The sequence below is a fragment of the Alcaligenes sp. SMD-FA genome (assembly GCF_025960365.1).
In the GTDB taxonomy this organism is placed as follows: Bacteria; Pseudomonadota; Gammaproteobacteria; order Burkholderiales; family Burkholderiaceae_B; genus Alcaligenes; species Alcaligenes aquatilis.
In genome coordinates, this window is sequence record NZ_CP110108.1 from 714,736 (window position 1) to 735,096 (window position 20,361).

The following is a 20,361-nucleotide window of genomic DNA, read 5'->3' on the forward strand; positions in this document are numbered from 1 at the left end:
CCGGACCGAGGTCCGGGGTCGGAGGCATTACAGCGACTTGATGGTGCCTTTAGGCAGAACAGTCGTAACGGCCACGCGTTGGACCAGAACTTCAACAGGCTTGTCGGTCAGGTTGGCCACTTCAACGGTCAGGTAGTTGTCGTGAACTTTGCTGACTTTGCCCAGCAAACCGCCGGAGGTGATGACTTCGTCGCCTTTGGCCAGGTTGGACACCAGATTGCGGTGCTCTTTCTGACGCTTCATTTGAGGGCGAATCATCAAGAAGTACAGCACAACGAACATCAAGATGATGGGCAGCATGCCCATCAAGGCATTTTCGCCGCCGGCAGCTGCCTGGGCGGGGATGAGAGTCAGAATGTCAACAGCGGACATGTGGGGCTCCTGAGGATTTTTTTGTGTGGGTTGTCAAAAACTAACGGTGTATTGTAGCGGCACTTTATTGCGGTATCACAAACCGCGTGTCATTCAATGCCGCGTGCTCGATCCTGGTGGAATTGCTCGCGCCAGGCCGCAAAACGCTTTTGCTCAATGGCATCACGCATCTCTTGCATGATCTGCAGATAGAAATGCAGGTTGTGCAAGGTATTCAAACGCGAGCCGGTAATTTCATTGGAACGCTGCAAATGATGCAAGTAGCCCCGTGAGAAATGCTGACACGTATGGCAAGTGCAGCTTGGGTCCAGCGGGCGTGTGTCGTCACGGTAGCGGGCATTGCGAATTTTGATGTCGCCGTAGCGCGTAAAAAGCCAGCCATTGCGGGCGTTGCGGGTGGGCATCACGCAGTCAAACATGTCCACACCTTGACTGACCCCTTCCACCAGATCTTCTGGCGTACCGACCCCCATGAGATAGCGGGGGGCGTTGGTGGGCAGTTTGGGTGTGGTGTGCGCCAGAATGCGCATCATGTCTTCTTTGGGCTCGCCTACGGACAGGCCACCAATGGCGTAGCCTTCAAAGCCGATGTCGGTCAGACCCGCCAGGGATTCGTCGCGCAAATCTTCGTACATGCCGCCTTGCACAATACCAAACAGGGCATTGGGGTTGGTCAGACGCTTGAATTCCTCGCGCGAACGACGCGCCCAGCGCAGAGACATACGCATGGATTTGGCCGCTTCATCATGCGTAGCGGGGCGATCATCAATCAGGTAGGGAGTGCACTCGTCGAACACCATGGAAATGTCGGAGTTCAAGGAGTACTGGATTTGCATGGACACTTCAGGTGTCAGAAACAGGCGCTCGCCGGTGATGGGGGAGGCAAACTTCACCCCTTCCTCGGTAATTTTACGCATGCCTTTCAGGCTGAACACCTGAAAACCGCCCGAATCCGTCAGGATGGGCTTGTCCCACTGCATGAAGTTATGCAGGCCCTGGTACTTGTCCATGACTTCCGTGCCTGGACGCAGCCACAGGTGAAAGGTGTTACCCAAAATGATCTGCGAGCCAATCTCGTTCAACTCGTGCGGCATCATGGCCTTGACGCTGCCATACGTGCCTACCGGCATGAAGATAGGGGTCTGCACCACACCGTGGTTCAGGGTGATCTGGCCACGGCGAGCGCCGCCATCGGTGCTTAAAAGGTCAAACTTCAGTCCACTCATGGGGTAGGGGGCTCAATGAACATAGCATCGCCGTAACTAAAGAAGCGATACCGGGATTGGACGGCGTGCTGGTAGGCACGTTGTATGGGTTCGATCCCCGCCAGAGCCGATACCAGCATCAGCAAGGTGGACTGGGGCAAATGAAAGTTGGTGATCAGTGCATCTACCCACTGGTACTGGAAGCCGGGGGTAATAAAGAGACGCGTGTCGCCTTCAATGCTGCCATCGGCGCAGCGCTGGTTCATGCCGGGCTCTTTACTGGCGGCAGATTCCAGCGAACGCACGCTGGTGGTGCCCACGGCAATGACGCGGCCACCAGCAGCGCGGGTGGCTTCAATCTTGGTCAGGGTGGCGGCGGGGACGTGGTAGCGTTCGGCGTGCATGACGTGCTCGCTGATATTGTCCACGCGCACAGGCTGGAACGTGCCTGCACCCACGTGCAAGGTCACAAAGGCCTGGTCCACGCCTTGCTCGCGCAAGGTGGCCAGCATGTCGTCGGTAAAGTGCAGGCCCGCTGTGGGGGCGGCTACGGCACCGGGGTGACGGGCGTAGACAGTCTGGTAGCGCGAGTCATCCTGTTCATCGGCCGCGTGGGTAATGTAGGGCGGCAGAGGTGTTGCGCCGTACTGCTCCAGCATGTCCAGCACAGGCTCGTGAAAGCGCAGGGCAAACAAGGCGTCTTCCCGTCCGGTGCAGTCGGCCAGTACGCGGCCTTCGGCCAGTTCCAGCAAGGTGCCGGGTTTGGGGGATTTGCTGGCGCGGACATGGGCCAGGGCCGTATCAGGGCCGGTCACGCGCTCGATCAGCACTTCCACCTTGCCGCCGCTGCTTTTTTGGCCGTGCAGGCGGGCCTTGATGACGCGCGTGTCGTTAAAGACCAGCAGGTCACCCTTGCGCAGCAGGCTGGGCAGGTCGGTGAATTGGCGGTCATGCAATTGGCTGGCACTGTCCAGATGCAGCAAACGGCTGCCCTGGCGCTGGGCCGGCGGGCTTTGAGCGATCAGATCAGGGGGAAGCTCGTAGTCGAACTGGGCGATAGTTAAAGAGGGGTCGATGCTCATGGTTTGTCGTAAAGGGCCGTGGGCCAAAAGACCGGGCCTGGTGGGGTAACCGACTATTTTAACGCTTTGCCGCCAGATTGCTGAAACGGCCATATCCGTGGTGTTTTTCTTTCGGTATGCTTGGATCTTTCCTGAATTGATCTGTTGGAGACGAGGGCATGGGCGTTTTAAAGGCAAAGCCTGTTTTGAGTCGTTGCAAGCATGTGGCTTTGGCCACCTTGCTCATGGTGCAAGGCGCATCGCTAGCCCTGGCCCAGGCCTTGCCGCCCGAGCTGGCTTCGGTCTGGAATGCCAGCCGTTTGCCACAATCGTCCCTGTCCATCGTGGTGGACGAGGCTGATGGCCCGCGTCTGATTGGCGTCAACGCCCAAGAGCCGCGTAACCCTGCCTCGGTGATGAAACTGGTCAGCACTTGGGCTGGTCTGTCCGCTCTGGGGCCAGAATACACGTGGCGCACGACCTTGATGGCCCAGGATGGCCTGCAAGTGGACGAGCAAGGCACGCTGAAAGGGCCTTTGTATATCAAGGCCGGGGGCGATCCGTTTTTGACCGTGCCGCAGTTGTGGGACATGTTGCGCGAGCTCCGCTTGCGTGGGGTGAAGAATCTGACCGACGTTATTGTGGATCGTTCCATCTTCGGTAACGTCACCATTAATCCGGGCGACTTCGATAATGCGGGTGACCGTCCCTATAACGCCAGCCCGGACGCCATGATGGTAGGGCTGGGGGCGTCCCGCCTGGTGTTCCAACCCGATACCCAGGCGCGCAAATGGATTGCGATTATTGACCCGCCCCTGCCGGGTGTGCGCGTTCAGGGTGAAGTCGAGTGGTCGACGGCCACCTGCCCTGGTTCACCTGTAGTTGGAACCCAGATTCAGCCTGAAGCCGGTGGCATGGTGGTGCGTGTCAGTGGCAAGGCCGCTGCTTCTTGCGGTGAGTTCAGCGTGTACCGACTGGTGCATTCCCAAACCGAATTTTTCGACAAACTGTTTCGTAGCCTGTGGCGCGATCTGGGCGGCACCTTGGCCCGCGATATCAAGACAGGCCGCGTGCCTGCCCGTGCCCAGGCGATTACCTGGCATGATTCGCGGTCATTGTCTGATTTGATTCGCCTTGTTAATAAGCAAAGCAATAACGTGATGGCTCGGACCATTTTGCTGACCGTGGGCGCTGAGATGAGCGGTCCGGGTGCGACCGTCGCCAGTGGTGAACGGGCAGTCATGGGAGTATTAGGCCGTCAGGGTGTCAACACGGCTGGCTGGACGGTAGACAATGGCTCCGGTCTGTCGCGTAATGGACGCGTTACGGCGGGCGGGATGGCCGACATGCTGAAGGTTGCCTGGCGCTCGAACTGGATGCCCGAGTACATTTCCTCCTTCGCGATTTCCGGTGTGGATGGCACGGTGCGTTCGCGCTTGCGCGATGACGAGGTTCAGGGCCGTGCTCACCTGAAAACCGGCACACTGCGCGATAGTCGTGCGCTGGCCGGTTACGTGCTGGGAGCCAGCGGAAAGCGGTATATTGTTGTCATGATGGTCAATGACGAACGTTCTGCCGCTGCCCGGCCCTTTTTTGACTCGGTGGTGAAGTGGTTGGCAGTGCGTTAACGATCACGATAGTGCGGGCTGCTGTGCAGCAGCCCCGTTTTTAGTTAGTCCCTAATTTGATGAAGCAATCATGCCCATACACGAAATACGCCACCCTTTGATCCGCCATAAACTGGGTTTGATGCGCAAGGCAGATCTGAGCACAAAAAATTTCCGCGAAATGTCCCAGGAAATTGCTTCTTTGCTGACCTACGAGGCTTGCAAGGATTTGCCCTTGGAACCCACCACCATTGAAGGCTGGTGTGGCAATGTGGAAGTGGAAAAGCTGGCTGGTAAGAAAGTGACGGTTGTTCCCATCTTGCGCGCCGGTATTGGCATGTTGGACGGGGTGTTGAGCTTGATTCCCGGCGCCAAGGTCAGCGTGATCGGTATCGCCCGAAATGAAGAAACCTTTGAGGCCCAGACCTATCTGGAACGGTTGGTCGGTGAGCTGGACCAGCGCCTGGCCCTGATTATCGACCCCATGTTGGCCACCGGCGGCTCCATGGTTGCCACGATCGATCTGCTGAAAAAAGCGGGTTGCAAGAATATTCGTGCCCTGGTGCTGGTGGCGGCCCCTGAAGGCATCGCCACTCTTGAAAAACACCATCCTGACGTGCATATCTATACTGCGTCCATTGATCAGCATTTGGACGAACACGGTTATATCGTGCCGGGCCTGGGCGATGCGGGCGACCGTATTTTTGGTACGCGTCAGAAGGTTCAGGACGGCGAGGTGTAATTCCGGAACTTGTTGTGCTTTTTTACAATCCCTTGCCAGCATGGCAGGGGGGATAGGCATAATAAAGCGTTAAGTCTACGTTTCACTGAATCCAGAATGCATATGAAACTGAATGCTTGGATGGCTGCTCCTCTGTTGCTTACCTTGGGCCTGGGTTCGGCCCAGGCCGGCTTGTGTGACGTCCCCTTTATGCGTGACGGCGGGCAGGTGCAGCTGACTGGCTCGGGTTTTCTGGCCTTGGGCGCTGATCTGGCGTTTTCTGATGTGAAAAAGCAGGGCGGCGATCAGTGCCAGGCTCGCGTACAGGGCAAGGCCAGCGTGGCCTTGGCGGGTTTGCCTGCCAGCAAGCCTAATATTGACTATGTCATGACCGTGCGCGATGGTCGCACCCGTTTCCAACGTGATGACGGCCGGGGTGGTCTGCAAGCCGTTCCAGGCTCGTTTGACCTGCGTTTGCTGGGGCTGTTCTCTTACGAACATGGTGGTCTGCAAGACGGACAGACTTTCCCCCGTCAGAGTTATCAGATCAATCTGGACAAGCGTAGCCAGGCCAATGTTCTGCGCATTCATACTGGTGCCAAGACGGTCGGCTCCCAACAATCCATACAGACTGCATTGGGCAATTACCAGTGCTGGCCTATTCGCTATCAACGCGAGATTGAGCCTACCCAGGCCAGTTTCAGTGGCATCAGCCTGCCTATTCCGGGAATCAATTCACAGGTTACCGATTGGTATTGTCCGGAGGTGCAGATGGTCATGAAGCAAGAAAGTATTCAGAACGGTGTACCGTCTACGGTAGAGGTAACCCAACTGAAGTAAGCTTGTGATGAATATCTCACAGGTTCACCGAGTATCTTTATCCTGAAAAGTGCGGGTTAAAGAATTTTGTGCGGCGCTGCTATGGCGCCATTCACTTGGCGATACGTATTTGTCGCGTGTCCCTTTCAACGGCAAGGAGTTATTTATGGCTACCAAGAAAAGTCTGGAAAACAGCGGAGACAAATTCATCGAGGAAGTGAAAGCGAGCTTGGATGAAGCAGAACAACTGATGCGTGAAGCAGCCGAAGCCACGGGCGACAAAGCCGGTGAATTGCGGGAAAAAGCCTTGCGCTCATTGCGTCTGACCCGGGATTCCTTGCACGATGCCCAGGAAGCGGTGGTTGATCACAGCCTGCGTGCAGCCAAAGCAACCGACAATTATGTCCACGACAAGCCCTGGCAAGCTATTGGCGTGGCCGGTATTGTGGGCCTGATGTTCGGCATGCTGATCAGTCGTCGTTAATCTGTCTGTGCTCTGCGCTGCGGGCCTTTCGTAGGGCTGCAGCAGCATAAAAAGCGACCCTGCCGATCTGGACTTTGCCGTCCAGATCGGCAGCCTTTTAGAAACCAGGCTCTTGTCCTTGCAGGTAAGGACAAGATGTTGCAGAGCAGGGATAAATCATGGCGCTTAGGCAAACTATCAGTCAGCTTGGTTCTACCTTGATAGGAGCTGTCAGTACTCGGCTGGAGCTGTTTGCTCTGGAGGCCGGCCAGCAAAAGGCGAGCCTGATCACTATTTTCACTATGGTGTTTGGCGCACTGCTGTTCTCCACTCTGGCGGTGCTGGTGTTCAGCTTGTTGCTGGCCTTGTACTTCTGGCCTACGGAGTATCGTTACTGGGCCTTGGGGGGACTGGTCGTTTTGTATGCCGGTTTGGGAGTGGGGCTTTTCCTGGCCGTACGTCGTCGTCTGACGACAGGTCCAATTCCTTTTTCAGCGACCTTGTCCGAGCTGCGTCGCGATGTCGCGTTTATTGAGCGCTTGAGGGATTCCGAGGGAGACGGGAAATGAGCACGAAGCAAGAGAGCATGTCCGCCCAGGAGCGGGCGGTGCGTATTGAACTGTTGCGAGTCCGCGCCTCCTTGGAGCGGCAGGCCATGTCGTCCCAGATCCATTCCCTGGGGGAAGATTTAAGCCCCGGCAACTTGTGGAACAGCGTCAAGCCGTCGGGTTTGAGCATGGGCGGTGTGGTGGCCAGTGCATTGTCCTTGTCACGCCGTTATCCGTTTCTGTTATCTGGTGCCTCGGCGGTGCTCAGTAGCTTTGGCGGGCGCTGGCTGCGTATCGGAGCCTTGGCTCTGGGAGCCTGGAAATTGTTTGATGCTTCCAAGTCGGCACGCGAGCAAGCACGCAATGTTCTGGTTCCGGTACGGCGCAAAACCGATGTGAACGAGTAAGCCTGCTTGTATTTTCAAAAACAGGCCTAGGCCGGTTTTTTTTACTTCTTGCCTAGCGCTTGTCTTGGATGCCGTGTGGGATGGCTCGCTTTGATGAGCTGAATAAAACAAAGACCATGCACCCTTGCGGTGATGGTCTTTGTTTGTTGTTGAATGCGCCGGATGAAGGTGCGTTCTGGTTTACAGCCCCAGCGATCCCCACATATCGTCCACTTTTTTCTTGGTGGCCTCATCCATCTTGATAGGCGTACCCCATTCGCGCTGGGTTTCTCCGGGCCACTTGTTGGTGGCATCCATGCCCATCTTGCCGCCTAGTCCCGATACCGGCGAGGCAAAGTCCAGATAGTCGATAGGTGTGTTCTCCACCAGCACGGTGTCGCGCACCGGGTCCATACGGGTAGTCATGGCCCAGATCACTTCTTTCCAGTCACGCGTGTTCACATCCTCGTCCACCACGACGATGAACTTGGTGTACATGAACTGGCGCAAGATGCTCCAGACGCCAAACATCACGCGCTTGGCATGACCTGCGTATTGCTTGCGAATCGACACGACGGCCAGGCGATAGCTGCAGCCTTCGGGTGGCAGGTAGAAATCCACAATTTCAGGCAATTGCTTGCGCAGGAGGGGCACAAAGACTTCGTTCAGTGCCACTCCCAGAACGGCAGGTTCATCGGGTGGTTTGCCAGTGTAGGTGCTGTGGTAAATCGGGTTACGGCGCATGGTGATGCGTTCAACGGTAAAGACCGGGAACCAGTCCTGCTCGTTGTAGTAGCCGGTGTGGTCGCCGTAAGGGCCTTCCAGTGCCATTTCATAGCTGCTGTCTGCGGGCGGTTTCATGCCTTCGGGCACGTCGGGGGCCAGAGCTTCCGGGTGATCGCTGGGCAGAATATGGCCTTCCAGCACAATCTCGGCCCAGGCGGGCACGGATAGGTCGCTCCCCAAGGCTTTGGCCACTTCGGTGCGCGAGCCGCGTAGCAAACCGGCAAATTGGTATTCGGACAGGCTATCGGGCACGGGGGTGACTGCACCCAGAATAGTTGCAGGGTCAGTGCCCAGAGCCACAGCAATCGGGAAGGGTTTGCCGGGGTTGGTCAGGGCGTGATCGCGGAAATCCAGCGCCCCGCCTCGGTGGGACAACCAGCGCATGATCAGCTTGTTGCGGCCAATCAGTTGCTGGCGATAAATGCCCAGGTTCTGGCGTTTGGCATGGGGGCCTTTGGTAATCACCAAGCCCCAGGTCAGCAAGGGGGCCACGTCGCCGGGCCAGCATAGTTGCAAGGGGATCTGGTTCAGGTCCACATCCTTGCCTTCCAGCACCACTTCCTGACAAGCGGGAGAGCGAACGTTCTTGGGGCTCATATCCCACAGGGCGGACTTGAGCATGGACACTTTGGACAGCGCATCGCGCATTCCGGTGGGCGCTTGCGGCTCTTTCAGATTGGCCAGCAGTTCGCCAGTGTCGCGTAATGCCGACACATCCTGCGCGCCCATACCCCAGGCGACGCGTTGCGGCGTACCGAACAAATTGGCCAAGACCGGCATGGCAGCTTTAGCGCCTTGATGCTGGGCGTTCTCAAACAAAAGCGCCGGACCACCGGCACGCAGTACCCGGTCACTGATTTCAGTCATTTCCAGCGAGGTGGAAATTGGCTGCGTAATCCGCTTCAGATCGCCCTTGGCTTCCAACTGGGCAATAAAGTCTCTCAAGTCACGGTATTTCACAGAAGAACGGGGCTCCGCTTGCAGATATTTTTGGTTAAGACCTTGAACAGGTTCTAAGGTTAACATCGGGCAGTTAGCAATACTAAGGATGATCCCATGGGCTTCCAAGATATGGACTATGTACTTAGTCGCTCGGCCCGCACCCTGACGTATCGCATCGGCGAGTTTGTGCACGTATGTGCCATGTACCTGGGCATTGCCGTACTGGTCACGATCGCAGCTTGTGTGGTTGTGCCATCGATGCGCGCTCAGTTTAACCAGCTTTACACCGGTCTCGTGCAAACCCTGCGCCCCGAGGCGCTGAAATACGATGCGTACAGCCAGGCAGTCTGGCCTGCGGATAAAACTCAGCCCAACCTGTCGGAAGGAGGCGAAGACTTGAGTCAGGCGGAGCAGCAGCAAGCGGTCTCTACCTATCAGGGCTTCATGAAGAATCTGCGTGCGTCGGTCACCGGGCAGCCCATTGCCGGCGTCACGGCGGCTCAGCAGCAGGCTTTGCGCAGTTACCTGGCGCGCAAGTACAAGATTGCCTATTCGGTGGCGGGTGCTTTGATTCACACCGCTTTTATTGTGGGCAAGGAAAAGAACCTGGACCCGCAACTGATTCTGGCGGTGATTGCCATTGAGTCGCGCTACAACCCCTATGCAGAAAGCCATGTGGGTGCGCAGGGCCTGATGCAGGTGATGACCAAAGTCCATAAAGAGAAGTTTGATATCTATATGGAAGGCACGCTGGCCGTGCTTAGCCCGGAAGCGAATATTCGGGTGGGCGGGCAGATTCTGTCGGACTGCATCCGTCGCCGTGGGTCTTTGGAGGGGGGGTTGGCCTGTTATGTGGGAGCCACCGGTCCTAGCGATGGTGGTTATGGCGCGAAGGTACTGGCTGAACGCCGTCGTATTGCCTTGGCCTCGGGTATTCCGATTCGGGCACGCTAAGCAGTCTGGATAGAAAAAGAAATCGGGCCTTGCGGCCCGAAATACTTTTATGGAATCGGGCTTGATCGCCCGACAGACGGAAAAGAGGCTGGGCTTAGCGGCCCAGAAACTGCCCCAGACGGCTGATCGCTTCTTGCAGGCGATCCATGCCGGTTGCGTAGGACAGACGCAAGGTATAAGGCGCATGGGCCGTACCAAAGTCCCGGCCCGGCACCGCCGCCACACCCGCCTCGTGCAGCAGTTGCTGCGAGAAGGCATCGCTGTCCTGGCTGTATTCGCGAATATCCGTATAAATATAGAAAGCGCCATCCGGGCGTACGGGCACGCGCAGACCCAGACGCTCCAGCTCGGGCAGCAGGTAATCACGGCGCTGTTTAAAGGCCAGACGACGCTCTTCATAAATGGCCATGGTTTCCGGCTCGAAGCAGGCCAGGGCGGCATGTTGGGCCAGGGAGGGGGCGCAGATTGCCAGACTGGCGGCCATGCGCTCGCAGGCTTCGGTCATCCAGGTGGGCAGAATCAACCAGCCCAGACGCCAGCCCGTCATGTGGAAATACTTGGAAAAGCTATTGATCACAATAATGTCCTGATCCAAGGTCAGGGCGCTCAGTGGTGCTTCTTCATAAAACAGACCCAGATAAATCTCGTCCATGATGATGAAGCCGTCACGGGCGCGCACTTCCTTGATCAGTTCTTGCAGGGCAGGGCGGGAAATCGTCGCGCCAGTGGGATTGTTGGGCGAAGCAATCAGAACGCCACGGGTCTTGGGACCCCAGTGTTCACGAATATGCTGGGCGCTTAGCTGAAAGCGTTCGTCTGCCGATGCGGGAATCAGGCGGGCGGTGCCGCCAGCGGCCATGATGAAGTTCTGGTTGGCTGGGTAGGACGGGTCGGGCATCAGGACTTCGTCGCCGGGATTGATCAGGGCCAGCGTAGCCAGAGACAGGGCACCCGATGCGCCCGCCGTGACCACAATACGCGAGGGGTCGACACGGGCCTGGAACTGCTGCTCGTAATACAGGGCGATGCGTTCACGTAGAGCGGTCAGACCGGCAGGGGCGGTGTATTGGCCTAAACCTTGATTGCTGGCCTGATGCAGTGCATCGACCACGGCTTGCGGGGCGGTAAAGTCCGGCTCGCCTATGCCCAGGCTGATGATGTCGCGGCCAGTGGCCTTTAAGGCATTGGCCTGTTTGAAGAGTTCAACAGCGTGAAAGGGAAGAACGTGTTCGGTACGACGGGCGAGGCGGGACATGCGGCAAATCTCGGGTAAAAAGTGTATTGTAGGACCTTGCTCAAAAGGGCGTCAGGTGGCTGTGGCGTGTGCGTGTGCCCAGTAGGGGTGCAAACCGGCGGGCCAGTGAGACTCAAGTTTAGGTTTGTTGCAGGAAAAGTCTATGGTTTCTTCGTCGCGGCGTGCATTTTTGATGGGGCGTCGTCCTCCCCAGACGGCTTGGCAGACATTTTGTTCCCGCCTGAAAGCCCGAGTGCAGGGCCAGTGGTCCGAACTTGGCACTGAAGCGCATCACGAGCAGGCTCGTCTGGAGCCCGCTTCCAGTGCGGACGTGCATATGGTGTTGACGCTGGCGGCCGAGTACGGCGTGACGGTGTGTCTGGAAGGCGTGCCGCAGGCCAGTGAAACCGATGACCCCATGATAGTCCTGGCCCCAGGCCGACAGATGGCCCGCTGTGACCGTCTGGAACCGAACTCCAATCGCTGGTTTGTTCAGCCCGGCTGTCTGCTGGGCGAGATGGAAGCCAAAGGTTTTCAAGGTCTGGCCAATGCCCCGGCAGGCATGACCGTCGCTGCCTGGTTGGCCGACCGGCGTCAGCATGATTGGCCCAGTGGTCGCACGGCCTTGTCAGGTGTGTTGCATTGTTCAGTCATTCTGGCGGACAACACGCAAGCGGCCCTGGGCCCTTTTGGACAGGACAATCGCAATCCCCTTGATAGCCTGCGCATGCAGCAATTGATTCCTGCCTTGTTCCAGTTGATGGGCGAGTCGGACACCCAGGCCCTGCGACAAGAGCAATGGCCTTGCCGCTATAGGCTGGACGCGCTGGAACCGGTTGAAGGCGAGGGCATCAATCTGGCTCATTTAATGCTAGGCCACGGCGGTGATTTGGCCTGGGTGGAATGGCTGGTGCTGGATGAGGCTGTGTTAAGCGGCTCGGACCCGCAAGACTGGTCCTGGCCGAATCAGGAGCAATCCTGGCAGGCTCAGGATGTGGATAGCCGTATCAAGGCGTTGTTTGATCCTACTGACCGGTTTTCTTACCCAGGCCAGACGCTGTAAGTTTGTCCTGGCCTGCGCTTGACCCAGCTTGTAACTCAAGGGCTAGAATAGTCCTTGCGTTGGCCTTGAGGGCCAGGCAAGGCGATCGGGGTTTCGGAGACAAGAACAGCATTTAGCGTATCAAGCCACGCGCTTGTTTGAATTTACGCTGACAGGCAATGGCCGCTTTCTGGCGATCCCGGTCCGTTTTAAATGGATTTTTGGGTAGGTATACAGCATGGACGCCAATTTTCGGAAAGCAGCTCTGGAATATCATGAGCAGGGCAGGCCCGGAAAGTTATCGGTCACGCCGACCAAGCAACTCTCTAACCAGCGGGATCTGGCGCTGGCGTATTCGCCCGGGGTTGCGGCTGCTTGCGAGGAAATCGTCAACGACCCGCAAAATGCCTTTCGCTATACCGGTCGGGGTAATCTGGTTGGAGTGATTTCCAATGGCACTGCGGTGCTGGGCCTGGGCAATATTGGCCCTCTGGCTGCCAAACCGGTTATGGAAGGCAAGGCCGTGCTGTTCAAGAGCTTTGCCGGTCTGGATGTGTTTGATATCGAGATCAATGAAACCGACCCCGACAAGCTGGTCGATATTATTGCAGGCCTGGAGCCGACCTTTGGCGGCATCAATCTGGAAGACATCAAAGCGCCCGAGTGTTTCGAGGTAGAGCGCAAGCTTCGCCAGCGCATGAGCATTCCTGTTTTTCACGACGACCAGCATGGCACCGCAATTTGCGTGACAGCCGCCTTTCTGAATGGCCTGAGCGTGGTGGAAAAAGACCTTAAGCAGGTCAAAGTAGTGACCTCGGGTGCAGGTGCTGCCGCGCTGGCTTGTTTGGACCTGATGATTGATATGGGGCTGCCACTGGAAAATATCTGGGTGACGGATATAGATGGCGTGTTGTACGAAGGCCGTCCTGGTAATCCGGTGCCCGAGCTGGCCCGCTTTGCCAAACAGACCGACGCTCGTACTTTGAGTGACGTGATTGATGGGGCCGATGTGTTTCTGGGCTTGTCCGCCGGTGGCGTGCTCAAGCCCGAGATGCTGAAGAAAATGGCTCCCCGGCCCTTGATCCTGGCCTTGGCCAATCCGAACCCCGAGATCTTGCCTGAAGATGCTCACGCCGTGCGTGATGATGTGGTTATGGCAACTGGCCGTTCGGATTATCCGAACCAGGTCAATAATGTGCTGTGCTTCCCTTATATCTTCCGTGGCGCACTGGACGTGGGCGCCACCACGATTACGCGCGGCATGGAAAAAGCCGCTGTGCTGGCCATTTGTCAGTTGGCACGTGAAGAGCAGGATGAAGGCGTTGCTGCCGCTTATGGTCTGGAAGAAGTGTCTTTCGGTCCGTCCTTCTTTATTCCCCGCCCTTTTGATTCGCGCCTGATTGTGCGTATCGCTCCTGCGGTTGCCAAAGCGGCCATGGAAGAGGGCGTGGCGACCCGTCCGATTGCGGATCTGAACAGCTACATCTATCAGTTGCGTCAGTTCGTCTACAAGTCCGGCTCGTTCATGAAGCCGATTTACTCGCTGGCCCGTGGCCTGGTGCAAGACGGCGCCAAGTCGCGTGTGGTGTTCAGCGAAGGCGAGGACGAGCGCGTGTTGCGTGCCGTACAGATTATTGTGGACGAAGGGCTGGCTAGCCCCATTCTGGTGGGCCGTCCCGCTGTCCTGCAGCAACGTATTGAGCGCTACGGCCTGCGCCTGCGTCTAGGCATTGATGTGGAAGTGACCAACCCCGAGCAGGATGATCGTTTTCACCGTTACTGGACCAGCTATTGGGAAATCATGTCGCGTCGTGGCATCAGCAAAGAGATGGCACGTGTTGAAATGCGTCGTCGTCCGACTTTGATCGGCGCCATGATGCTGCACCTGGGCGATGCCGATGGCATGATTTGCGGCACGGTGGGGCGTTACGAAAACCATTTGGAGTTGGTGGATCAGGTAATTGGCAAAGCCCCCGGCGTCAAAACCTATGCCGCCATGAATATTTTGCTGCTCAGTGAGCGCAGCGTGGCCCTGACCGATACGCATATCAACCACGATCCCGATTCGGATCAGGTGGCCGAGATCACCTTGGCGGCGGCTCGCAAGATGCGCCAGTTCAATATCGAACCCAAGGTGGCGTTGCTGTCCAGCTCGAACTTCGGGACCAATGATTCGCCCGCGGCGGTCACCATGCGTGGTGCGCTGGAGCGCGTGCGCAAACTCGATCCCAGTTTGGAGGTGGACGGGGAAATGCACGGCGATTGCGCGCTGGATGAAAAGGCCCGCCATCAAATCCTGCCCACCTCGGCCCTGACTGGCGAGGCGAACTTGCTGGTCTGCCCCAACGTGGAAGCGGGCAATATTGCCTACAACCTGCTCAAGACGGCGGCCGGTGGCAACGTGGCGATCGGTCCCTTCCTGTTGGGGGCACGGGCCCCGGTTCACATCATGACGTCCACCTCCTCGGTGCGCCGTATCGTCAATATGACGGCGGTCACGGTGGTCGATGCCAACGTTGCTACTGAAGGCTGATACCTGTCATGATCCAGCGCTCTCCCGCTTCCGTGGCATTGATCTTGAATGGGGGCGGGGCGCGCGGCGCGTATCAGGCCGGGGTGTTGGCTGGTTTGCTGGAACTGCTGGACCCGGACCGCAACCCTCAGTTTCGTAACCCTTTCGATATTATTTGTGGCTCGTCGGCCGGTTCCATCAATGCTGCCGGATTAGCGTGTCGCGCTGACAAGCCGCACGAGGCTGTCGATCATATACAACAGCTGTGGGGGTCGTTGCACACTAACGATATTTTTCATGCCGACCCGTTGCAGTTGCTGGCCACCAGTGCGCACTGGGTGGCCACGCTGGCTTTGGGCTGGCTGGCCCCGCGTCTGCGTGACCATGTGCCGCACTCCATGCTGGACAATTCGCCGCTGCGCGATTTGCTGGAAGACAATCTGGACTTTGACCGTTTGCAGCGCAATCTGGCTCAACAGCACCTGGGGGCGTTGGCGATTACGGCGGCTGCCTACACCACGGGTGAGCACCTGACTTTTTATCAATGTGACGAGCGTATTCGCCCTTGGACGCGTAATCTGCGCCGAGCCATCCCAGGTGTGATCGGGGTGGATCACCTGATGGCTTCCAGTGCGATTCCCTTCATGTTTCCGGCCCAGTCCTTGCGGGTAGGCAAGCAAACCCAGTGGTGTGGGGACGGGACGATGCGTCAGTTGGCCCCTATCAGCCCGGCGATTCATCTGGGGGCGCGTAAGGTCCTGATTGTAGGGACGGGATACGCGGACAACACCTACCATGAGCAAGAGTGCAAGGATCCGCCCTATCCCTCTTTGGCGCAGATCAGTGGCTATGCCTTATCCAACATATTCCTCGATAGTGTGTCAACGGATATTGAGCGTATGGACCGCATCAATACATTGCTTGCCTATATGCCTGCAAATGTATTACAAAGCCAATCGCTGCGTCCTGTCAGCACGTTTGCCATCACTCCCAGCCGCTCGCTGGATGAAATTGCCACTCGGCATATTCATCAGATGCCAACTGCTGCACGTACCCTATTTCGAGTACTTGGTGTATCTTCAAAGTCCGGTCCGACCACAGGCGGTGCATTAATCTCATATTTGTTATTCGAGTCCGGCTATACCCAAGAGCTGATCGAATTAGGAAAGACCGATACCATGAGTCGTCGTGAAGAAGTATTAGCGTTTTTTAAGGAAGCGTCCTGATGAGCCAATCCCTGACTTTGCAAGAGGCTTTGCAACAAGGCGGCGTGCTCGACGCAACGGGCCTGACGGCTGCTGATTTTCTGGAGCAGGCACAGGACCAGGGGCTTACCGCCCTGGAAGTAAGTTGCGATCGTGCGCGCAATCGTTCCGCTGTGCTGCGAGCAGTCGCCAAGGCTGTCGATTACCCTGAGTTTTTTGGTGGCAATCTGGATGCGCTCTACGATTGCCTGTGTGACACCGTGCTGGACCAGAAAGCAGGCCTGGCCCTGTGGCTGGACAATCTGCACAGTGGTGATCCCGCATTGGAAAAAGACGCTCAGGCTATTTTGGGCGTGTGTGAAGATGTACATGCCTGGGCCTCGAACAACGAGCGCCGTTTTGTTTGTGTCGTTCTACACGCTGGCAAGCACCCTGACCCCGAACCGGGCGAGACGCCTGCTTCCTACTCCAGCCAGGACGAGGAATAAGTTATCGGTTCTATTCCCAGCCTTGCAAGGCGCTGATCGCTGCTGTCAGCGCCAAGGCGGCAGTTTCGGTTCGCAGCACGCGATGTCCGAAACGAATCGCCTGAGCCTGGGCACCCAGTGCCACCTTTTGCTCTTCGGGCGACCAACCGCCTTCGGGGCCAATCAATATCGTCATGGCCTGATCTTGCGGTCCAATGGCCTGCGCCAGTTGCAGGGGCGCATCGGGATCACAAAACAGATGCAGGCCAGTTTCAGCCTCGCGAAAGTACTCGGCCAATGTCAGCGGCGCAGACAGTTCCATCAAGCGGTTGCGACCACATTGCTCGCTGGCCGACTCGATCACTCTTTGCCAATGGCCCATGCGTTTGGCCTGCCGCTCCGCATTCAGTTGCAGTACGCTGCGTTGCGCGCGAATCGGCACAAGGCGGCTGACGCCCATTTCCACGGCTTTTTCGATAATCCAGTCCATCTTGTCGCTGGAGGCAATGCCTTGCAGGACGGTAATGCGACCGGCCAGCTCGCGGACCGGTGTTTGGGCAGCGCCCAGGGCGGCGAAACCTTTTTTGCCATCAATGCGCAAGGTGGCGGGGTATTGAGTCCCGAGTCCGTCAAACAGGACGATGTCCTGGCCGTCCTTTAAACGCAGCACCCGGATGGCATGATGCGCCAGTGCCTCGGGCAGGGCGATCTCGGTCTGGGCCGTCAGGCCCAAGGGGTGGTAGAAGCGGGGAGCTGCCATATCAAGACACCATCAAGCATAAAAAACCGCACAAGCATACCGTACCCGGGCTTGGGGGAGAAAGCACAAGGCCCCAGCTCTAGTGGGGGCGATTTAGCGCCAGCAATGCTAAAATAGCGCGTTTTATAAACTAATCAGGGTCGTGAGCCGTCCGCTTGCCGGAATTGTCGCGCCGCCGCCCCAATGAGCTTCTAATGGATATTGCGTCAGCCTCTGATAAAACCCTAGCCAATGCCGTCCGTGCCTTGTCTATGGATGCCGTGCAACAAGCTAATTCGGGCCACCCCGGTGCGCCCATGGGTATGGCCGATATCGCCCAGGTTCTCTGGTCCCGGCACCTGAAACACAACCCTGCCGACCCTGCCTGGTTTGATCGCGACCGTTTTGTGTTGTCAAACGGCCACGGTTCCATGCTGATCTACGCTTTGTTGCACCTTAGCGGCTACGACCTGCCCATGGACGAGCTGCGCAACTTCCGTCAGATGCATTCGCGCACTCCGGGCCACCCTGAAGTGGGTATTACCGCTGGCGTGGAAACCACCACGGGTCCTTTGGGCCAGGGTTTGGGTAACGCGGTCGGTTTTGCACTGGCTGAAGCCTTGCTGGCGCGCGAGTTCAACCGCGAAGGCCACGATGTGGTCGACCACCTGACCTGGGTTTTCGCTGGCGACGGCTGTTTGATGGAAGGTATCTCGCACGAGGCTTGCTCCTTGGCCGGTACCTGGAAGCTCTCCAAGCTGGTCGTGATGTACGACGACAACGGCATCTCCATCGACGGTAAGGTCGAGAACTGGTTTGGTGATGACACTCCCGCCCGCTTTGAAAGCTACGGCTGGAACGTGATTCGCGCGGTTGATGGCCACGATGCCACTTCGATCAATAGCGCGATTGAACAGGCTCGCCGCAACGCGAAAGAGGGCACGGGTCCTACCCTGATTTGCTGCCGTACCGTGATCGGCAAGGGCGCTCCTAATGCCGCCGGTTCCGAGAAAGTCCACGGTGCTCCACTGGGCGCTGATGAAATCGCTGCCACCCGTGCTGCACTGGACTGGAACCACGGTCCGTTTGAAATTCCTCAGGAAGTCTACCAAGGCTGGGATTGCCGCGAAAAGGGTGGTGCTCAGCAAGCCGAATGGCAAAAGCGTTTTGACGCCTACAGCCAGGCTTATCCTGAACTGGCCGCCGAACTGGCCCGTCGTTTGAAAGGCGAACTGCCTGCTGACTACAGCGCCAAAGTCCAGGCCTTTATTGAAGAAACCGCTCAGAAGGCCGAAACCATTGCATCGCGTAAAGCCTCGCAATTGGCCATCAGCGCCTTGGTCAATGTGCTGCCAGAAATGCTGGGCGGCTCGGCTGACCTGACCGGCTCGAACTTCACCGACTGGAAAGGGGCCGAAGCGGTTCGCGCTCACGCTGATGGTCTGCATTTTGGTCGCCACATCAACTACGGTGTGCGTGAATTCGGCATGGCCGCCATCATGAATGGTCTCGCCCTGCATGGTGGCTACCTGCCTTTTGGCGGCACCTTCCTGACTTTCTCCGATTACTCGCGTAACGCCATTCGTATGGCTGCCTTGATGAAGCAGCGCGTTGTGCACGTCTTTACCCACGACTCCATCGGTCTGGGCGAAGACGGTCCTACACACCAGTCCATTGAACACGCCAACAGCCTGCGCCTGATCCCCAACCTGCACGTCTGGCGTCCTTGTGATACCACGGAAACTGCCGTGGCCTGGGCATGTTCGGTCGAGCGTCCTACCAGCATCGGCATGGACGTACAGAGCGGCGGTCCTAGCGCCTTGCTCTTGTCGCGCCAGAATCTGCCCTTCGTCGAACGCGATGCGCAAACCATCCAGAACATCCGTCGTGGTGGCTACGTGCTGCGTGACGCGCAAGATGCGCGCGCCATTATCATGGCAACCGGCTCGGAAGTCGGTTTGGCGCTGCAAGCCCAGGAACAGTTGGCTCAGCAAGGGATTGCGACCCGCGTGGTGTCCATGCCTTGTACCAACCTTTTCGATGCTCAAGACAAGCAGTGGCGCGATCAGGTCCTGACCCCAGGCATTCCACGCGTTGCAGTTGAAGCCGGGACCACAGGTCTGTGGTTCAAGTACGTGGGTCTGGAAGGCGCCGTAGTGGGTATTGATACCTACGGTGAATCCGCCCCGGCTGGCGTCCTGTTCAAGCATTTTGGTCTGACAGCAGAGAAGGTCGCTGCGGCCGTTCAAGAAATTTTGTAATTGGAGTCTGACATGACGATTCGCGTCGCAATCAATGGTTATGGTCGTATCGGCCGCATGATCTTGCGTGCCCACTACGAGTACGGCAAAAAACACGATATCGAGATCGTGGCCATCAACGCCTCGGGCGGTGCCGAGATCAATGAACACCTGACTCGCTATGACTCCGTGCATGGCCGTTTCAACGCCGATGTGTCGCTGGATGGCGACTACCTGGTGGTCAACGGTGACCGTATCCGTCTACTGAGCCAGCGCGATGCGCTGACCCTGCCTTGGGCTGAACTGGGTGTGGACGTGGTGCTGGAATGTACCGGCGCGTTCACCACCAAGGAAAAAGCCAGTGAGCACATTCAAGCCGGTGCCAAGAAAGTCATCATCTCGGCCCCCGGTGGCAAGGATGTGGATGCCACCATCGTGTACGGCGTGAACCACGACATTCTGAAAAGCACCGACACCGTTATCTCCAACGCATCGTGCACCACCAACTGCCTGGCTCCCCTGGTTGCTCCTTTGCATAAGGAACTGGGCGTGGTCAGCGGTCTGATGACCACCATCCACGCGTACACCAATGACCAGGTCCTGACCGACGTGCGTCACAAGGACATGCGCCGTGCCCGTTCGGCCACCAGCAGCATGATTCCTACCAAGACCGGCGCGGCTGCGGCTGTGGGTCTGGTGTTGCCAGAACTCAATGGCAAGCTGGACGGTTACGCTGTGCGCGTTCCTACCATCAACGTGTCCATGGTTGACCTGACTTTCGTGGCCAGCCGCAACACCAGCGTTGAAGAAGTGAACGGCATTCTGAAGGCAGCTTCGGAAGGCGCCATGAAGGGCATTCTGGACTACTGCACCGAACCTCTGGTGTCTATCGACTTTAACCACACCACCGCTTCCAGCACGGTTGATTCCCTGCTGACCAAAGTTACCGGCGGCAATATGGTCAAAGTGGCGGCCTGGTACGACAACGAATGGGCTTTCTCCATTCGTATGCTCGACAGCACCATCGCACTGATGTCGGCCAAGTAAGATCTGAATAG

General features: G+C 57.5%; 19 protein-coding genes. 13 read left to right on the top strand and 6 right to left on the bottom strand.

What is annotated here, in order from left to right:
* Positions 1-27: 27 nt before the first annotated feature.
* From yajC to queA, 3 genes are all read right to left on the bottom strand, one after another.
* Complete coding sequence (gene yajC / locus OKX01_RS03305; RefSeq protein WP_003803689.1) at positions 28-372, bottom strand: preprotein translocase subunit YajC; 345 nt, start codon at positions 370-372, stop codon at positions 28-30.
* 89 nt (positions 373-461) lie between these two features.
* Positions 462-1,598, bottom strand: a complete 1,137-nt coding sequence (gene tgt / locus OKX01_RS03310; protein ID WP_094195686.1) for a tRNA guanosine(34) transglycosylase Tgt — start codon at positions 1,596-1,598, stop codon at positions 462-464.
* Positions 1,595-2,659 carry a tRNA preQ1(34) S-adenosylmethionine ribosyltransferase-isomerase QueA gene (queA, locus tag OKX01_RS03315; RefSeq protein WP_230019034.1) on the bottom strand — a complete coding sequence of 355 codons (1,065 nt, stop codon included), beginning with the start codon at positions 2,657-2,659 and terminating at the stop codon, positions 1,595-1,597. The genes tgt and queA overlap by 4 nt, the downstream gene beginning before the upstream one ends.
* A 158-nt stretch (positions 2,660-2,817) precedes the next feature.
* Between queA and dacB the strand changes: the two genes are divergently transcribed.
* From dacB to OKX01_RS03345, 6 genes are all read left to right on the top strand, one after another.
* Complete coding sequence (gene dacB / locus OKX01_RS03320; protein ID WP_094195688.1) at positions 2,818-4,266, top strand: D-alanyl-D-alanine carboxypeptidase/D-alanyl-D-alanine-endopeptidase; 1,449 nt, start codon at positions 2,818-2,820, stop codon at positions 4,264-4,266.
* A gap of 70 nt (positions 4,267-4,336) precedes the next feature.
* A complete protein-coding gene (gene upp / locus OKX01_RS03325) occupies positions 4,337-4,987 on the top strand; it encodes a uracil phosphoribosyltransferase (protein WP_042483245.1) in 651 nt (216 codons plus the stop codon).
* A 102-nt stretch (positions 4,988-5,089) separates the two neighbouring features.
* Positions 5,090-5,806, top strand: a complete 717-nt coding sequence (locus OKX01_RS03330) for a hypothetical protein (protein ID WP_108728758.1) — start codon at positions 5,090-5,092, stop codon at positions 5,804-5,806.
* A 145-nt stretch (positions 5,807-5,951) separates the two neighbouring features.
* A complete protein-coding gene (locus OKX01_RS03335) occupies positions 5,952-6,269 on the top strand; it encodes a DUF883 family protein (RefSeq protein ID WP_094195690.1) in 318 nt (105 codons plus the stop codon).
* 158 nt (positions 6,270-6,427) lie between these two features.
* A complete protein-coding gene (locus OKX01_RS03340) occupies positions 6,428-6,817 on the top strand; it encodes a phage holin family protein (RefSeq protein WP_094195691.1) in 390 nt (129 codons plus the stop codon).
* Positions 6,814-7,203 carry a hypothetical protein gene (locus OKX01_RS03345; RefSeq protein ID WP_121738138.1) on the top strand — a complete coding sequence of 130 codons (390 nt, stop codon included), beginning with the start codon at positions 6,814-6,816 and terminating at the stop codon, positions 7,201-7,203. The genes OKX01_RS03340 and OKX01_RS03345 overlap by 4 nt, the downstream gene beginning before the upstream one ends.
* Before the next feature lie 180 nt (positions 7,204-7,383).
* Here OKX01_RS03345 and OKX01_RS03350 read toward each other — a convergent pair whose 3' ends face one another.
* Positions 7,384-8,928, bottom strand: a complete 1,545-nt coding sequence (locus OKX01_RS03350; protein WP_264672443.1) for a UbiD family decarboxylase — start codon at positions 8,926-8,928, stop codon at positions 7,384-7,386.
* A 96-nt stretch (positions 8,929-9,024) separates the two neighbouring features.
* Here OKX01_RS03350 and OKX01_RS03355 point away from each other — a divergent pair, with 96 nt between their 5' ends.
* Positions 9,025-9,864 (top strand): lytic transglycosylase domain-containing protein, encoded by an 840-nt coding sequence (locus tag OKX01_RS03355; protein WP_094195701.1) that lies wholly within the window; start codon positions 9,025-9,027, stop codon positions 9,862-9,864.
* Between the two features lie 94 nt (positions 9,865-9,958).
* Here the strand turns inward: OKX01_RS03355 and OKX01_RS03360 are convergent, their stop codons facing one another.
* Positions 9,959-11,119 (bottom strand): pyridoxal phosphate-dependent aminotransferase, encoded by a 1,161-nt coding sequence (locus tag OKX01_RS03360; RefSeq protein WP_094195702.1) that lies wholly within the window; start codon positions 11,117-11,119, stop codon positions 9,959-9,961.
* A gap of 142 nt (positions 11,120-11,261) precedes the next feature.
* Between OKX01_RS03360 and OKX01_RS03365 the strand changes: the two genes are divergently transcribed.
* The 4 genes from OKX01_RS03365 (at position 11,262) to OKX01_RS03380 (ending at position 16,345) form a co-directional block, all read left to right on the top strand.
* On the top strand, positions 11,262-12,161 hold the full coding sequence (locus tag OKX01_RS03365) for a hypothetical protein (protein WP_125277055.1): 900 nt from the start codon (positions 11,262-11,264) through the stop codon (positions 12,159-12,161).
* A 217-nt stretch (positions 12,162-12,378) separates the two neighbouring features.
* A complete protein-coding gene (locus OKX01_RS03370) occupies positions 12,379-14,673 on the top strand; it encodes an NADP-dependent malic enzyme (protein WP_252606043.1) in 2,295 nt (764 codons plus the stop codon).
* A gap of 8 nt (positions 14,674-14,681) precedes the next feature.
* Positions 14,682-15,878: a patatin-like phospholipase family protein gene (locus tag OKX01_RS03375; protein WP_264672444.1), complete on the top strand. Its 1,197-nt coding sequence runs from the start codon at positions 14,682-14,684 to the stop codon at positions 15,876-15,878.
* Positions 15,878-16,345 (top strand): barstar family protein, encoded by a 468-nt coding sequence (locus OKX01_RS03380; RefSeq protein WP_009455142.1) that lies wholly within the window; start codon positions 15,878-15,880, stop codon positions 16,343-16,345. Before OKX01_RS03375 ends, OKX01_RS03380 begins: the two co-directional genes overlap by 1 nt.
* Before the next feature lie 10 nt (positions 16,346-16,355).
* Here the strand turns inward: OKX01_RS03380 and OKX01_RS03385 are convergent, their stop codons facing one another.
* Positions 16,356-17,084, bottom strand: coding sequence for a 16S rRNA (uracil(1498)-N(3))-methyltransferase (locus OKX01_RS03385; RefSeq protein WP_264672445.1), 729 nt, complete (start codon positions 17,082-17,084; stop codon positions 16,356-16,358).
* A 194-nt stretch (positions 17,085-17,278) separates the two neighbouring features.
* On the opposite strand from OKX01_RS03385, the gene tkt reads away from it, so the two are divergent.
* The gene (gene tkt / locus OKX01_RS03390) at positions 17,279-19,324 is read left to right on the top strand and encodes a transketolase (protein ID WP_108728055.1); all 2,046 of its coding nucleotides are present in this window, start codon (positions 17,279-17,281) and stop codon (positions 19,322-19,324) included.
* 12 nt (positions 19,325-19,336) lie between these two features.
* The gene (gap, locus tag OKX01_RS03395) at positions 19,337-20,350 is read left to right on the top strand and encodes a type I glyceraldehyde-3-phosphate dehydrogenase (RefSeq protein WP_094195708.1); all 1,014 of its coding nucleotides are present in this window, start codon (positions 19,337-19,339) and stop codon (positions 20,348-20,350) included.
* Positions 20,351-20,361 lie beyond the last annotated feature (11 nt).

Bases quoted from the DNA above. Each gene is read 5' to 3' on its own strand.
- yajC (WP_003803689.1), bottom strand. From the start codon at position 372: ATGTCCGCTGTTGACATTCTGACTCTCATCCCCGCCCAGGCAGCTGCC.
- tgt (WP_094195686.1), bottom strand. From the start codon at position 1,598: ATGAGTGGACTGAAGTTTGACCTTTTAAGCACCGATGGCGGCGCTCGC.
- queA (WP_230019034.1), bottom strand. From the start codon at position 2,659: ATGAGCATCGACCCCTCTTTAACTATCGCCCAGTTCGACTACGAGCTT.
- dacB (WP_094195688.1), top strand. From the start codon at position 2,818: ATGGGCGTTTTAAAGGCAAAGCCTGTTTTGAGTCGTTGCAAGCATGTG.
- upp (WP_042483245.1), top strand. From the start codon at position 4,337: ATGCCCATACACGAAATACGCCACCCTTTGATCCGCCATAAACTGGGT.
- OKX01_RS03330 (WP_108728758.1), top strand. From the start codon at position 5,090: ATGAAACTGAATGCTTGGATGGCTGCTCCTCTGTTGCTTACCTTGGGC.
- OKX01_RS03335 (WP_094195690.1), top strand. From the start codon at position 5,952: ATGGCTACCAAGAAAAGTCTGGAAAACAGCGGAGACAAATTCATCGAG.
- OKX01_RS03340 (WP_094195691.1), top strand. From the start codon at position 6,428: ATGGCGCTTAGGCAAACTATCAGTCAGCTTGGTTCTACCTTGATAGGA.
- OKX01_RS03345 (WP_121738138.1), top strand. From the start codon at position 6,814: ATGAGCACGAAGCAAGAGAGCATGTCCGCCCAGGAGCGGGCGGTGCGT.
- OKX01_RS03355 (WP_094195701.1), top strand. From the start codon at position 9,025: ATGGGCTTCCAAGATATGGACTATGTACTTAGTCGCTCGGCCCGCACC.
- OKX01_RS03360 (WP_094195702.1), bottom strand. From the start codon at position 11,119: ATGTCCCGCCTCGCCCGTCGTACCGAACACGTTCTTCCCTTTCACGCT.
- OKX01_RS03365 (WP_125277055.1), top strand. From the start codon at position 11,262: ATGGTTTCTTCGTCGCGGCGTGCATTTTTGATGGGGCGTCGTCCTCCC.
- OKX01_RS03370 (WP_252606043.1), top strand. From the start codon at position 12,379: ATGGACGCCAATTTTCGGAAAGCAGCTCTGGAATATCATGAGCAGGGC.
- OKX01_RS03375 (WP_264672444.1), top strand. From the start codon at position 14,682: ATGATCCAGCGCTCTCCCGCTTCCGTGGCATTGATCTTGAATGGGGGC.
- OKX01_RS03380 (WP_009455142.1), top strand. From the start codon at position 15,878: ATGAGCCAATCCCTGACTTTGCAAGAGGCTTTGCAACAAGGCGGCGTG.
- OKX01_RS03385 (WP_264672445.1), bottom strand. From the start codon at position 17,084: ATGGCAGCTCCCCGCTTCTACCACCCCTTGGGCCTGACGGCCCAGACC.
- tkt (WP_108728055.1), top strand. From the start codon at position 17,279: ATGGATATTGCGTCAGCCTCTGATAAAACCCTAGCCAATGCCGTCCGT.
- gap (WP_094195708.1), top strand. From the start codon at position 19,337: ATGACGATTCGCGTCGCAATCAATGGTTATGGTCGTATCGGCCGCATG.